The 14,438-nt window shown below is 54.5% G+C and carries 11 protein-coding genes; 8 read left to right on the top strand and 3 right to left on the bottom strand.

Features of this window, described 5'->3' with window-relative positions; translation table 11 throughout:
* The first annotated feature begins 9 nt into the window (after nucleotides 1–9).
* From cysD to VH413_19350, 7 genes are all read left to right on the top strand, one after another.
* Entirely contained in the window at nucleotides 10–822 is an 813-nt protein-coding gene (cysD, locus tag VH413_19380; GenBank protein ID HEX3800865.1) for a sulfate adenylyltransferase subunit CysD, read from the top strand.
* Between the two features lie 10 nt (nucleotides 823–832).
* Nucleotides 833–1,147, top strand: coding sequence for a thioredoxin family protein (locus tag VH413_19375; GenBank protein HEX3800864.1), 315 nt, complete (start codon nucleotides 833–835; stop codon nucleotides 1,145–1,147).
* 27 nt (nucleotides 1,148–1,174) lie between these two features.
* Nucleotides 1,175–3,070 (top strand): adenylyl-sulfate kinase, encoded by a 1,896-nt coding sequence (gene cysC, locus VH413_19370; GenBank protein ID HEX3800863.1) that lies wholly within the window; start codon nucleotides 1,175–1,177, stop codon nucleotides 3,068–3,070.
* Nucleotides 3,071–3,145: 75 nt separating this feature from the next.
* On the top strand, nucleotides 3,146–3,484 hold the full coding sequence (locus VH413_19365) for a hypothetical protein (protein HEX3800862.1): 339 nt from the start codon (nucleotides 3,146–3,148) through the stop codon (nucleotides 3,482–3,484).
* A 166-nt stretch (nucleotides 3,485–3,650) separates the two neighbouring features.
* Entirely contained in the window at nucleotides 3,651–5,483 is a 1,833-nt protein-coding gene (locus tag VH413_19360; GenBank protein ID HEX3800861.1) for a DNA topoisomerase IV subunit B, read from the top strand.
* A 22-nt stretch (nucleotides 5,484–5,505) separates the two neighbouring features.
* Nucleotides 5,506–7,635, top strand: a complete 2,130-nt coding sequence (locus VH413_19355) for a DNA topoisomerase IV subunit A (protein HEX3800860.1) — start codon at nucleotides 5,506–5,508, stop codon at nucleotides 7,633–7,635.
* 374 nt (nucleotides 7,636–8,009) lie between these two features.
* A complete protein-coding gene (locus tag VH413_19350; GenBank protein HEX3800859.1) occupies nucleotides 8,010–9,563 on the top strand; it encodes a sigma-70 family RNA polymerase sigma factor in 1,554 nt (517 codons plus the stop codon).
* Between the two features lie 11 nt (nucleotides 9,564–9,574).
* Here VH413_19350 and VH413_19345 read toward each other — a convergent pair whose 3' ends face one another.
* The 3 genes from VH413_19345 to VH413_19335 all read right to left on the bottom strand — a co-directional run bounded on the left by VH413_19345 (nucleotide 9,575) and on the right by VH413_19335 (nucleotide 12,389).
* Entirely contained in the window at nucleotides 9,575–10,177 is a 603-nt protein-coding gene (locus tag VH413_19345) for a TetR/AcrR family transcriptional regulator (GenBank protein HEX3800858.1), read from the bottom strand.
* 256 nt (nucleotides 10,178–10,433) lie between these two features.
* Nucleotides 10,434–11,897, bottom strand: coding sequence for a hypothetical protein (locus tag VH413_19340; protein HEX3800857.1), 1,464 nt, complete (start codon nucleotides 11,895–11,897; stop codon nucleotides 10,434–10,436).
* Nucleotides 11,898–11,960: 63 nt separating this feature from the next.
* Nucleotides 11,961–12,389, bottom strand: a complete 429-nt coding sequence (locus tag VH413_19335; protein HEX3800856.1) for a GxGYxYP domain-containing protein — start codon at nucleotides 12,387–12,389, stop codon at nucleotides 11,961–11,963.
* An 839-nt stretch (nucleotides 12,390–13,228) separates the two neighbouring features.
* Between VH413_19335 and glk the strand changes: the two genes are divergently transcribed.
* Complete coding sequence (gene glk / locus VH413_19330) at nucleotides 13,229–14,233, top strand: glucokinase (protein ID HEX3800855.1); 1,005 nt, start codon at nucleotides 13,229–13,231, stop codon at nucleotides 14,231–14,233.
* Nucleotides 14,234–14,438 lie beyond the last annotated feature (205 nt).

The following is a 14,438-nucleotide window of genomic DNA, read 5'->3' as shown; positions in this document are numbered from 1 at the left end:
ACTGGCGGAATGGATTATCTCTCCAAGCTCGAGAACCAAAGCGTCTATATCATGCGCGAGGCGTTCAACAAATTTGAAAACCTCGCCATGCTGTGGAGCATCGGCAAGGATTCAACCGTGCTTTTGTGGCTCGCGCGCAAGGCGTTTTTCGGCCATGTGCCGTTTCCGCTGGTGCACGTGGACACCACGTACAAGATCGCTTCCATGATTGAGTATCGCGATAAGCTGGTGAAGGATTGGAAATTGCAGTTGGTCGTGGGCAAGAACGAGCCGGTGCTCAAGAGCGGCGTGACCTTTCCCAATGGCCGCGCGACGCGCGTCGAGTGCTGCGGCACGTTGAAGAAGGACGGCCTCAAGCAGGTTCTGGATCAGCATCATTTTACGGGCGTCATCGTCGGCGTGCGCCGCGACGAGGAGCCCACGCGCGCGAAGGAGCGTTACTTCAGCCCGCGCGATAAAAACATGGAATGGAACGTCGAGGACCAGCCGCCGGAATTGTGGGACCAGTTCAAGACCGATTTCGACAAGGGCACGCACATCCGCATCCATCCGCTGCTGCACTGGACGGAATTGAACATCTGGGAATATATCGAGCGCGAAAATATTCCCATCATCCCACTTTATTTCGCGAATGAAAAAGGCGAGCGCTATCGCAGCCTCGGTTGCGCGCCCTGCACTTTTCCCATCAAGTCGAAGGCGAGCAACGTCCGCGAGATCATCGAGGAATTGCGCCACACGAAAACTTCGGAACGCTCCGGTCGCGCGCAGGACAAGGAAAGCGAGGACGCTTTCGAGAAATTGCGCCGCGATGGTTACATGTAAGAAAGAGATTATGACAAGCGCCACTTCGGAAAATTTTGGCCAGGAAGTCCTGTTGTCCAGCGGGCCGGTGCTCGTGGATTTTTACACGCCCGATTGCGGCCCGTGCCGCGCGATGGCGCCGTTGCTCGATGAAATTTCCCGCGAGCGCGGCGATGCGCTCAAGATCGTCAAGGTGGATGCCGGCGAAAACCCGCAGTTGGCCGCGCAATTTCGCGTGACCGCCATGCCGACGTTTATTCTTTTCCAGGACGGCGCGCCGCAGCGGCAGATCATCGGCGCGCGTTCCAAAAAACTGTTCACGGCCTGGATTGACGGCCGCAATTAATTTTATTTTCCATTTTAGAATTTCAGAATGAATCCCACCAGCGCTCCCAGCGAACAACTTAAAATCGTCATCGTCGGCCACGTGGACCACGGCAAATCCACTTTCGTCGGACGCCTTTTCAACGACACCGGCTCGCTGCCCGAAGGCAAGCTTGAGCAGTTGCAAAAAATTGCCGAGCGCCGCGGCGTGCCTTTCGAGTGGGCGAACCTGATGGACGCTTTGCAATCCGAGCGCGACCAGAACATCACGATTGATACCGCGCAAATCTGGTTCCAGACGAAGAAGCGCCAGTACGTCATCATTGACGCGCCGGGCCACAAGGAATTTCTCAAGAACATGATCACCGGCGCGGCGAACGCCGAGGCTGCGCTGCTGTTGATTGACGCGAACGAAGGCATCCAGGAGCAATCGCGCCGCCACGGTTATATCCTCAATCTGCTGGGCATCCGCCAAATCGCCGTGCTCGTGAATAAAATGGATTTGCAGGATTACTCGCAGGAGCGCTTCGAGCAGATCGAACGGGATTATCGCGCGTTCCTCGCGGGCATCGGCGTGCAGCCAAAAATATTCATCCCCATGTCCGCGAAGCTCGGCGACAACATCGCCTCGCTCAGCCCGAACATGCCGTGGTGGAAAGGGCCGACGGTTTTGTCCGCACTGGACGAATTCAAGGTTCTCGACCGTCCGGCGAATCAGCCGCTGCGTTTTCCCATCCAGGACATTTATCGGTTTGACGAACGCCGCATTCTCGCGGGGCGCGTTGAAGCCGGTTCGATCAAGGTCGGCGACAAACTGCTTTTCAGCCCAACCAACAAAACGAGCACGGTGAAAACCATCGAGCGTTGGAGCGCGCCGGCGCAGGACAGCGCCAGCGCGGGCGAATCCATCGGCATCACTTTGACGGAACAGATTTTCGTGGAGCGCGGCGCGGTCGCGGCGTTGGAAACGGCTCCGCCATACGAGTTGACCCGTTTCAAGGCGCGGCTGTTCTGGCTTGGCCGCAAGCCGTTCACCAAGGGCAAAATTTACAAGCTCAAGCTCGCGACGCAGGAAGCGGATTGCGAAATCGAGTCCATCGAAAAAGTCATTGATGCCTCGACGCTCGAAACTATTTCGCGCGCGCACAACGAAATTTTTGTCGGTCGCCATGAGGTCGCCGAGTTGACCATTCGCACCAAGCGGCCGGTGGCGTTTGATGTGCATTCGGAGATTGTGCCGACGGGGCGGTTCGTCATCGTGGACGGATTTGAAGTTTCGGGCGGGGGCATCGTGGCGGAAAGCGATTATCCGCAACGCACGTCGGACGGCCTGCACAAGAGCGATAATATTTTCTGGAGCCACGGCACGGTCACGGCGAAACAGCGCGCGCTGCGCAACGGCCATGCGGGTTGCGTGGTGTGGCTGACCGGTCTTTCCGGCGCGGGCAAATCCACCATAGCAAACGAACTCGAACGCGAATTGTTCAACGCGGGCAAGCACGCTTACGTGCTCGATGGCGATAAGATTCGCCACGGCCTTTGCAACGACCTCGCATTCTCGCCCGCTGATCGCAAGGAAAATATCCGGCGCATCGGCGAAGTCGCGAAGTTGTTTGCGGACGCGGGAATTATTTGCATCACCGCGTTCATTTCGCCGTATCGTTCCGACCGCGATTTGGTGCGCAAGCTTCTTGAGGAAGATCAATTCATCGAAGTCTATGTGAACGCGCCGCTGAAAGTTTGCGAGGAGCGCGACGTGAAGGGACTTTACGCGAAGGCGCGCACGGGCCAGATCAAAGAATTCACCGGCGTATCCGCGCCGTACGAAGCGCCGGAAAAACCGGAATTGGAATTGCGCACAGATCAGCTCACCACGGCGGAATCCGTGGCGAAAGTTTTGGAGTATTTGCACGTCCAGGAAGAAGAAACGGCGATTTCGATTTAATTCGCGGTGCGTTGTGATTCGTGGAGAAGGCCATTTGCAATGGACACGCCATTCACGCGTATATATTATTCGAGCGTGAAAATCCAAACGAGTTTGCGGATCACGATCCGTTTTGTTTTAGCCTCGATCATGCTGGCGATGGGGCTGGTTCTCACCGGCTGCCATTCCACCTGCGACGCGCGCGGGCCTTCGGAAGAGTGCGAGATACATCACGTATTGATGCGCACGGAATTGATTGATAACGATCATCCACCGGCGAAGACCATTGAATACGTCATCGCGCGGCAACAAGCGTTCCCGCACACCTATCCATTTGCATTGCCAGATCAATGCAACAAATGTGTGGTGTATATTTGCGACGATTGCGTGCGCGCCGAGAAGGAATGGAATCGCCGTCATCCGAATGGGAAATAAGTTTCCGTGTTTATTTGTAGCGGCCGAGCGGAGATGGCGCTTCAACCGCGGCGGCGCGGCAGCGCCGCCCTACCATGCGATGGTATTGAAATATGTTGTGGAGACTTCGCAAAATTCTTCCATTGGCAAGTTGGCGATTCCGCTGAATATTCATTGTCCCTGATTTATGGCAGAAAATAAGAAGCACGTTTACGACGAGAGCAAAATCAAGACGTTGTCCTCGCTGGAACACATCCGCCTGCGCACCGGCATGTATATCGGGCGCATCGGCGACGGTTCGCATTACGACGACGGCTGTTACATTTTATTGAAGGAGGTCATTGATAACGCCATTGATGAATTCATCATGGGTTACGGCAAGGAAGTGAACATCACCATCGAAGGTTCGACCGTGACGGTGCGCGATCATGGGCGCGGCATTCCGCTCGGCAAAGTGGTGGATTGCGTTTCCAAAATCAATACCGGCGCGAAATATAACGACGAAGTTTTTCAATTCAGCGTGGGCTTGAACGGCGTCGGCACGAAAGCCGTCAACGCGCTCTCGAAAGATTTTTATGTGCGGAGCCATCGCGGCGGGGAATTCGCGGAGGCCGCTTTCAAGCAGGGCAAACTTAAAAATGAAAAAGACGGCAAGCTTGCCAATGAACCCGACGGCACGCTGATCCGTTTTGAGCCGGACCCCACGATTTTCAAAACGATTGAATTTCGGCAGGAGCTGATTGAAAAACGGCTGCGGCATTACAGTTATCTCAACACCGGGCTAAAATTAATTTACAACGGGCAGACGTTTCAATCGAAGCGCGGGCTGATGGATTTGGTGCTGGAAGATTTGCAGGCGGACAACAGCGAACCGATTTATCCACCGCTGCATTACGCGAGCAAGACGCTGGAATTTTGTTTCACGCACAGCAACAGCCGGTACGGCGAGACGTTTTATTCTTTCGTCAATGGGCAATACACTTCGGATGGCGGCACGCACTTGAGCGCATTTCGCGAAGGCTTGTTGAAGGCCGTCAACGAATACGCGAAAGGCAAATACGAAGGCGATGACGTGCGCGAGTGCATGGTCGGCGCGGTGGCGATCCGGTTGAAGGACCCGGTGTTCGAGTCGCAGACGAAAAATAAATTGGGCAATACGGAAATCCGTTCCGACCTCGTGAATCAGGTGCGCGAGGAGTTGCTGCACTTCTTTAATCGCAACAAAGATGTTGCGGAAAAATTGGTCGAGAAAGTGAAGGACACCCAGCAGTTGCGCAAGGAATTGCAGGAAGTGAAAAAGCTCGCGCGCGAACGCGCCAAGGCGATCACCATCCGCATTCCGCAGTTGAAGGATTGCAAAGTCCATCTCGACAAGGCGAAGGGCAAAGGCAAAGGCTCGATGGTGTTCATCACGGAAGGGCAGTCGGCGGCGGGTTCGATCGTGAGTTGCCGCGATGTGAATATGCAGGCGATTTTTACGCTGAAGGGCAAACCGCTGAACGTCTGGGACCTCAAGCGCGACATCGTTTATAAAAACGATGAGATGTATAATCTGATGCGCAGCCTGGACATCGAAGACAACCTTGAGGGTTTGCGCTACGACAAAGTTATTCTCGCGACCGACGCTGACGTGGACGGCCTGCATATACGCAATTTGCTCATCACTTATTTCTTCCGCTTCTTCGAGCAGGTGGTTCACGACGGACATTTGTTCGTGCTCGAGACGCCGTTGTTCCGCGTGCGGAATAAAAACGAAACGATTTATTGTTACTCTGAAGCCGAACGCGATACGGCCTCCACCAAGCTTGGAAAAAGTTGCGAGATCACGCGATTCAAAGGCCTGGGAGAAATTTCACCGGCGGAATTCAAACAATTCATCGGCGATAACATGCGCTTGAGCAAAGTCGAATACGCGACGAAACCGGAGGTGCAAAATATTCTCGGTTTCTACATGGGCAAGAACACGCCTGACCGCAAGGATTTCATCATGGAAAATCTGGTGGTGCCGGTGGAAGATTAATTTTTGACGAAATATTTTTTGAATGAGCGCAGCCAAACGTAAAAAGACGCCGGACCAACCAGAGTTGCCGATTGATGGCGATACCGCCGCGAACGCCAGCACGCCGGCAAAAGAAGACGCGGCGAAAACGCCGAAGTCGAACGGCGAAAGCCACGTGCTTGCCGAAGAAGTTCCGGCGATTGAGCATGTGCCGTTTTCACCGGGCAAAATGGATTTGGCGCTGCATCGGCGCGTGAATACGAGCTTCATGGAATACGCGTCGTACGTCATTCGCGACCGCGCGATTCCTAATCTTTCCGACGGTTTGAAGCCGGTGCAACGGCGCATTCTTTGGGCGTTGCATGAGAAGGACGATGGGCGTTTCATCAAGGTCGCGACCATCTCGGGGCATTGCGCGCAATATCATCCGCACGGCAACGCGTCCATTGACGACGCGCTCGTGGTGCTGACCAACAAGCGCTATCTCATCGAAGGGCAGGGGAACTTCGGCAATATTTTCACGGGCGATCCGGCGGCGGCATCGCGATATATCGAATGCCGGCTGACTGAATTGGCGCGCAACGAAATTTTTAATAATGACCTGACTGAGTTTGTGCCGAGTTACGACGGGCGCAACCAGGAACCGGTGGCATTGCCAGCGAAGCTGCCGTTGCTGCTGATGCTGGGGACGGAAGGCATCGCCGTGGGAATGGCGTGCAAAATATTGCCGCATAATTTTCCCGAGTTGCTCGAAGCGCAGATCGCGATACTCAAGAAGCAGCCCTTCAAATGCCTGCCGGATTTTATCACCGGCGGCTTGATGGACGCGCGCGAATATGCCGATGGCAAGGGCAGCATCAAGGTCCGCGCGAAGATCAAGGTCAAGGACGAGTCCACGGTGATCATCAAGGAAATCCCGCCGATGACGACGACGGATTCGCTGATCGGCTCGATTGAAGACGCGGCGGCGAAGGGCAAACTCAAGGTCAAGACGGTTAATGATTTTACGTCGGAGGACGTGGAGATTGAAATCAAGGCGCCGAATGGCGTGAGCGCGGAGAAGCTGGTGGATGCGTTGTATGCGTTCACCGATTGCGAAGTGAGCATCAGCAGCCGCATCATCGTCATCAAAAATAACCGACCGGTCGAGATGACGGTGTCCGAAGTCCTGCGCGAGAACACGGAGAAACTCGTGGCGGATTTGAAGCGCGAGTTGGAATTGAAGCAGGGGCAGCTTGAGGAGGAATTGCATTTCAAAACGCTCGTGCGCATTTTCATCGAGAACCGCATTTACAAAAAAATCGAGCAGGCGAAGACGAATGAATCCGTGCTTGAAGCGGTGCATGACGGTTTCAAGCCGTATCGCAAGGAGATGTATCGCGACCTGACGAATGAGGACGTGGAATCATTGCTCGGCGTGCGCATCCGCCGGATTTCGCTGTTCGACATCAACAAGCATCGCGAAGAGATGGACAAGGTGAAGGCCGATTTGGAAGAGACGCGCAAGCATCTCAAGTCGGTCACGAAATACGCCATCGGACGGCTTGAAGGGTTGCTGGAAAAATATGGCCCAATGTATCCGCGGCTCACGAAGAGCAGCCGTTACGACGAAGTCGAGGCGAAGGAAGTCGCGTTCAAGTCGTTCAAGGTGGCGTATGATCGCGAGTCGGGTTACGTGGGTTACAAAGTTTCGGGTGAAGAATTCCGCGTCGAGTGCACGAAGTTCGACAAGCTCATCATGGTGTTCAAGGATGGGCATTACAAGGTGACGGAGTTGCCGGAAAAATTGTTCGTGGGGCCGGACCTGGTTTATTGCGGGTTGCCGGAGCGTGATCGGGTGTTCACGCTGGCGTACACGAATCGCGACGCGACGTATGTGAAGCGGTTCACGTTCGGCGGCACGATCATGAACAAGGAATATTTTTGCATTCCCGAAAAATCGCGCATTCTATTTTTCGAAATGGACACGCCGGCGGAACTTTATATTCGGTACAAGCCCGCGCCGTATCAGAAGATCAACCAGCAGACGTGCAAGCCGGAGGAACTGGCGGTGAAAGGGGCGAAGGCGCGCGGCAACCAGATTTCGATCAAGGAGGTTTCCTCGATCAATAGCAAGCCGAGCCGTGGTTGGGATCCGGAGGCACCGGTGAGCAAGTTACAGTTTGGGGTTTGAAGTAGAAGAAATAAGAACCCCTCTCTCCGGCTCTCTCCCCGCGCGGTCGCGGGGCGAGAAAGTGGAGTGCGTCGGGTTGGCGATTGCAGGTGGCGGGGATGGCGTTGGTTGGGTCGTTGATTTCTGTCGTCCCTACGGGACTTGATTTGGAACGGATATAAACCCAGCCATAAGTGGCTGGGCTAAGTTCGGCCGTCCCTGCGGGACTTCGGACGGCGGAGCGGCAGCTCCGCCCTACTGTGTGGGTGGGTTATTTGGGAGTGTATTGGCGAGTTGGGAGGCTCGACGGTTATAAGCACCGTGCCATAGACCGCCGTCGAAAAAAACTTCATTCCGCCTGTCTGGTTTTCACTTCGGCGGTTACTGTTTAATGAGTGAACGAACAGACGGACCAGGAATTATTGCGGGAATATGCCGAGCGCAAAACGGAGAGCGCGTTTGCGGAGTTGGTGCGGCGGCATGTGGATTTCGTTTATTCGGCGGCGCTGCGGATGGTGCGGGATGAGCAGCTTGCGGAGGATGTGACGCAAAGCGTGTTGGTTGCGTGCGCTAAAAATGCGCGGCAACTTGCGGGTCATCCCGTGCTTTCGGGCTGGCTGCATCGCACGGCGCAAAATCTGGCGGCGAACACGGTGCGCACGGAAGTGCGCCGGCGAAATCGCGAACAGGAGGCCTTGGCCATGAATGAATTGATGGCGGACGAAACTTCCGCGTCGTGGGAAAATATTTCGCCGCTGCTCGATGACGCCCTGGGCGAATTAAACGACCCGGATCGCGACGCGCTGTGGCTGCATTTTTTCCAGCGCAAATCCGCGCGGGAGATGGCCCAAGCTTTGGGCATCAGCGATGCCGCCGCGCAGAAACGCGTGAGCCGCGCGATGGAACGATTGCGCGAAATTTTTGTGAAGCGCGGTGTCGCCGTGGGCGCGGGAAGTTTGGCGACGGTCCTCGCGGCCAACGGAGTTCAAGCCGCGCCGATCGGATTGGCGGCCACCATCACCGCAAGTTTGGCCGCGACCACCGCCGTCACCTCCGCAACTGCAACCACGATCAAAACCATTGCCATGACTACTTTGCAAAAAATATCCATTACGGCGGCGCTGGCGGTGACTGTTGGCGCGGGCGTTTATCAAACTCACCGGGTGGCGTCGCTGCAACAACAAGTCCAGGCGCTGGCCGAACAGCAGGCGCAGTCGGAAGACGCGAGCCAGCAACTTGCGCGCGAACGTGATGCCGCGAAAGCTGAACTAGGAAGTTTGCGCGATGAAAACGCCCGGCTCTCGCAAAGCAGGACGGAGGTCTTGAAGCTGCGGGGAGAATTGACGCGGTTAGGGAGCGGCGCGCTAGGCAGCAATGCGGACACCAGCGATCCGCTCGAGCAGTTGGCGCAAAATTGGACGGTGCGCGCAGAACAGTTGAATCAATACCTTCAACAAATGCCGGATAAAAAAATTCCAGAATTGGAATTTCTCACCACGGACGATTGGCTTAACGCAGCGAAGAAGGCCGACTTCGACACCGAGGCGGATATTCGCCGTTCGCTACGGGAATTGCGCCGGGTGGCAAAAAATAATTTACCGCTTGGGCGCGCATTGTGGTCCTACATCCATGATAACGACGGGCAGTTGCCAACGGACATCTCACAACTTAAAAAATATTTTCAAGCTCCCGTCACCGACAGTTCAGTTTCGGATTGGAAGGGTGTAAATTCGCCGGCCGATGAAGCAAACCTGGATGCGATATTAAATCGCTATCAGCTTTTGCAGACCGGGAAGTACGCCGATCTGCCGGCGGGAACCTGGCTCGCGACGGAAAAAGCGCCAGTGGACAAGGATTATGATACGCGCATCAAGTTCGGCGCGGGGACTTCGTCGGTGGTAGCCACCGGCATTGGCGAAGCGGGAGATCCGGACGACAAGAATTACTAACGCCCAGCGCGTCAGGCAGGAACCGCCGCGCCGATCATCTGCATAATGTGGCAACTGAGGTGGCGCAGGACTTCGGGATCGTTTTTGACTTTGGCCTGGAGGAGCATGCCCATGATGAAACAAAAAATGGCTTGGGACTTGTCGGCGAAATCATTCGACTCGATGAGGTTTTCCTTGTGGGCATCGCGCAAGGTGTTCTCAAAATATTTGCAATGACGGTCGAACATCTCCTGGGATTTCGCGCGGATTTTTTCGTCCTGCGTGCTCAACTCCGCGCCGAGACAGCCGAAGGGGCAGCCGAGAACACAACCGGTCTTGGCATATTTGTCCCGCTGTTTCTCATAAACATTCTGGCAATAATTTTCGATGCGTTGCAGGGGAGGGACGAGCGGGGAAAAAATGCGGTCGTAACAGGGGCGGCTTTGTTGCCAGTGTTCTTCGTAAGCAGCGATGGCAAGATCGGACTTGGAGGGGAAGAAATAATAGAAGCTGCCCTTCTTCACTTTCGCGCGTGCGCAGATGTTATCCACGGACACGGAGCCATAACTTTGCTCCCAAATTAGCTCGAAGGCCACCCGGAGCAAACGTTCTTTGGCATCACTCGTTCGGCCCATAAAGTGCGTTTTGTTGACTGACTGGTAAAGATAACATGCGCTAGTGGCAGGTCAAGCTTTTACTGCGAGTTACATAACTCCCGCCGTGGTAAAACAGGCGGAACAACGCCACGAAAGAGCGGTTACAGCGTGAAGCTAAACCAGCCTTCACGGGCGTAAAGTAATCGCATCGGGCGTTTGGTCAAATGGGATTTTGCAAGATTGAAACAAGGCCGGGCTTGTGCGAAAGGCGCAGTCGTTTTTGCCGGGGCTGACTTCAAGGTCCGACGCGGCTTATTCTCACCATGTGAATTGCAAGGTCGTCTCCGCCATTGAATATGCGAAAATCAGCGCCGCCATTTTGCAGTTTTCCAAAACCGGCGTCTTTGAAAAAAAAGCGAGCCGTCTGCCAGCGTCCGGTATTAAGGCGGTGAATCACAGAGGCGTGCCGCTTATAAGTGCCCCCTTGCGACCACGGAGCAAAAGCATCATAAGAGTCATATTCGAGCGCGATGTCACCAACGCCGGCATCGAGATAAACCAATCGGAGTTCGAGTGTTTGTCCTGGCTTGGGTTGAAACTTCGGTTCGACACGGAAGTAAAGATAGCCTGGAGGATCATGCTTTGATACCAGCCAGCCCGACAGGCCGTTGCGCTGAACCACCGCTGCTTTTCCATCGCCCTCGTCGAGCGCAGTCAATCCATCAGACGAATCCGGTTGCGCGGAGATTTGCTGCACATCGTAATTGTAATAAGCTTGAATCGTGGCGAATTCATCCCTGGGCAACATGAAGACGTAGCGGCCGGGATAGAGCTTTTCAACCCGGTCCATTTGCCGTTTCACTGCTGAATAACCGCGATCTCCTTGATAGAAACCGTCGAGGATACAGGTGAAACCGGTGAAGACCGGCTTGGTTGGATCTGGCTTTACTGAGAGAAATTGTTGAAACAATTCTTCTTCGCTAAAGGCTCCCCAGGCATCCAGCCCAATGGGGAAACCAGATTTAACGGAAAAGCCTTCGCCCATGACGCCGTCAAATCCGCATGTGGCCATGTATTCGCCATATTCAACGCTTGGCTTGTCCGCCAGCCAGATACGGCAACAGCGAAACCCCGCGTCATCGGACCATTTCCGGCTTAACTGACACCAAAAAGGAAATAGTTTCTCGAGATAATTATGAATGTAAATGAATTGAAGGCCAGTGGCTCCGGCCATCAATTCGTCATTATCGCTCAGGTTGGTGTAATACCAATCGAGCAACGGCGGGTTTAGCTCCTGAAGCGTGACGCTGAGGGCGGTGGCCACGGGAATTTTGCCGCGGGCGGGATCGTGCCAAAATTTGTAGAGCGGGTTCTGATCCATTTCCAGATTGTCGCCGTCACTCCACATGATGTGAGCATAGATTTTCCCCGGTTCAGCCTTGACGGCGTGCCCCCTGGCTTGCGCATGGGCATGGGTTGTATTTGGAAAACTCGCCCAGAAACTTCCGTTGGCGTATAGCTCACTAACCACCGAACCGATGCCTTGCGGATTGGCCAGCAGATTGCCGTCATCTCCGGCGCTCGAATAACCCATCAATGAGGTTCCAACGCCATAACCGCTGCGGAAGATTTTTTCTACTTCAGATCGTTCGGAATTAAAATCCAGCCAAAAAACAAATCCTTTGCTCGCGACGGCGTAATCAGTGATGGGATTGCCGATGCGATTGGTGTCCATGACGCGCCCTTTTACCGGATCCAATAGCCGATTGGCGGTTGCGAAGATCACCTTTCTAGTGCAACCCGGCATTAAATTAACCAGCGCCTAATCGTAGGCTTGTATCCGGGTGGACCAAATTGCCCGGTAGTCCTGCACTTCGCCTTTCCAGCCAAACTCGGACGCGAGGGCGTGCTGAATGGGTTCGGTGACGGCGATTCCATTTTGTTGGGAAGCGGACATCAATGCCAGATACCACGTCCAATCCTTCTGCGGGTCGTAGATGAACATTCTCTCGACACGACCCTGAAATTTCTGGAACAGAGTTCTCAACCCGGCGTTGGTCCCGGTCAAGGCCGGCACATTCACGAAAGGCCGCCCGCACCGTTGCAACGGCTCGACATCCCAAGGATTGTTAATCAAATATACTTGCGCCGATTTCTGATTTACGACGCCTTGCAGGCACCAGGCCGTCATTTTTGCATTTCCACCATCGTTTGAAATATCAAACACGAAAGCATTGGTCGCCGGAGGCATTTTGGGAAATAAGCCGCTTGCGGCAAAGAGTGGAGAGGGCGCAAGAATACTTAGCGAGAGGAAAAGAAAAAGCGTCCATCGGGATGCGACGGTGAATAATGCCTGAAGAATCATGGCTGGCAGGTGCGTCAACGGTATCACGACTAAATTATTTGGCAATCGTTCAGAGTGACGAGGCTGGGAAACGGGCGTATCTCATCACTGTTCTTGAAGTTTGCGTCCACATGTCCGAGGGGTACGATTGCCGGTCTTGTCCCGGGGAGCGCACGCGCCCTCGCGTGCTGCCATCGGCGCCCTCGCCGATGGTGGTTGGGTGAACAAGCTATTAAGCGGATAGGCGAATTTCCCGAACCATCTCGGATGTGGTTGGCGAGGGCGCCAACCACTGCACGCGAGGGCGCGTGCGCTCCCCGGGAATAAAAATCCGCCTTCCTGCATTTCAGAACAGTGTCAAAATGCGCCTCTGGGAAATATGCATTTGTAACCTATGGAAGGGTGGATTGTGTTTGGAGGATGTGGCATAGTGGGGGCAGTTCTTTGACAATGGAGATGAGAGTTTATACCAAGGCCGGTTTTAGCGATTCGGGGTGTTCTGAAGGCTGAAGTGGATAAAAAAAGCCAGTTGATGCGGTTTGGCTCGGATAAGTTCGCCAAAATGGTTCGCGTTGGTTCGGATAAGTCCGCCTTGGCTCGCTTAAGCTCGCTTAGACTGGGATAAATATTTTCCGAGAATTAGGTCGAACGGCGGTTTGGTGCGTCTCGGTGCGCGTGAGTGGGTATAATGAAACCTGTGAAATATTACGCTGGAATATTTGCGGCGATGCAGTTTAATCGGGCGCATGATTCTGGCTGGAGATATTGGCGGGACGAAAGTTAATCTGGGGCTTTTTGAAGTAAATGGGCGCCAGCTAAAATTAGTGCGCGAGGGCACGCGCCCGAGCAAGGCCTACGCGCGGCTGCAAGATTTGGTGAAGGAGTTTTTGGGTGAGGTTGGCGAGCCGAAGATAGAGCGCGCGTGTTTCGGGGTTGCGGGTCCGGTGCGCAAGGGCGTCGTGAAGGCCACGAATCTTTCCTGGAAAGTTGAGGCGGGCGAAATCTCTGACGAACTAAAACTCGGCCCCGTCTCGATGATCAACGATCTTGAGGCGAACGGTTATGGCCTGGCAGAATTGCCGCCAGAGGATTTGCACACGCTGAATGCCGGCGAAGCGGATGCAACCGGAAACGCGGCGATGATTTCCGCGGGCACGGGACTGGGCGAGGCGGGACTTTTTTGGGACGGCAAACAATTTCATCCGTTCGCCTGCGAAGGCGGTCATTCGGATTTTGCGCCGCTCACGAAACTGGATGCGGAATTATTCGCTTACTTGAATGACAAGTTCGGGCATGTGAGTTGGGAAAAAGTTTTATCGGGGCAGGGGCTTTATAACATCTATCAATTTTTGCGCGACACCAAGCGCGGCGAAGAGCCGGCATCGCTCGCGGACGAAATGGCGAAGGGCGATCCGAGCGCGGTGGTTTCCGTGGCGGGATTAAAAGGCACGAGTTCGCGTTGTGCGCAAGCGCTGGACATGTTCGTGACTTATTACGGGTCGGAGGCGGGCAACCTGGCGCTGAAATTAATGTCCATCGGCGGCGTGTATATCGGCGGGGGAATTGCGCCGAAGATTTTGCCGCATTTGGAGAAGGGCGCATTTCTGAACGCATTTTTCAGCAAAGGCCGGATGCGGCCACTATTGGAAGCGATGCCGATTCGCGTGGTGTTGAATCAAAAAACGGCGTTGCTGGGCGCGGCGCATTACGCGGCGCATGGCTCGGAAAGCATAACGAGTCCGACGGCGTAAAGATGGGCTTGCAGGTGTGACGGTTGCGGGAATTTATCGTTATAGGGTTTTTGGAGGAGGACAAGGGAGACTTCGGGCTTTTGACTTTTTCACTTAAATCGGTGAGGTTACTTTAAGTGGATGAGCGGATGCCAGTTGTGCGCACATCGAAGCGCCTGAATAATCCGAGGCATTAGCAGTCCAATGGTATAACGGCGAGAAGCCG

Source organism: Verrucomicrobiia bacterium (assembly GCA_036268055.1).
In the GTDB taxonomy this organism is placed as follows: domain Bacteria; phylum Verrucomicrobiota; class Verrucomicrobiia; order Limisphaerales; family Pedosphaeraceae; genus DATAUW01.
The sequence above is the reverse complement of the archived record's forward strand: the minus strand, read 5'-3'. Positions and strand labels throughout refer to the sequence as shown.

Coding starts and splice junctions, on each gene's coding strand:
- cysD (HEX3800865.1), top strand. CDS start 10: ATGGATTATCTCTCCAAGCTCGAGAACCAAAGCGTCTATATCATGCGC.
- VH413_19375 (HEX3800864.1), top strand. CDS start 833: ATGACAAGCGCCACTTCGGAAAATTTTGGCCAGGAAGTCCTGTTGTCC.
- cysC (HEX3800863.1), top strand. CDS start 1,175: ATGAATCCCACCAGCGCTCCCAGCGAACAACTTAAAATCGTCATCGTC.
- VH413_19360 (HEX3800861.1), top strand. CDS start 3,651: ATGGCAGAAAATAAGAAGCACGTTTACGACGAGAGCAAAATCAAGACG.
- VH413_19355 (HEX3800860.1), top strand. CDS start 5,506: ATGAGCGCAGCCAAACGTAAAAAGACGCCGGACCAACCAGAGTTGCCG.
- VH413_19345 (HEX3800858.1), bottom strand. CDS start 10,177: ATGGGCCGAACGAGTGATGCCAAAGAACGTTTGCTCCGGGTGGCCTTC.
- VH413_19335 (HEX3800856.1), bottom strand. CDS start 12,389: ATGCCTCCGGCGACCAATGCTTTCGTGTTTGATATTTCAAACGATGGT.
- glk (HEX3800855.1), top strand. CDS start 13,229: ATGATTCTGGCTGGAGATATTGGCGGGACGAAAGTTAATCTGGGGCTT.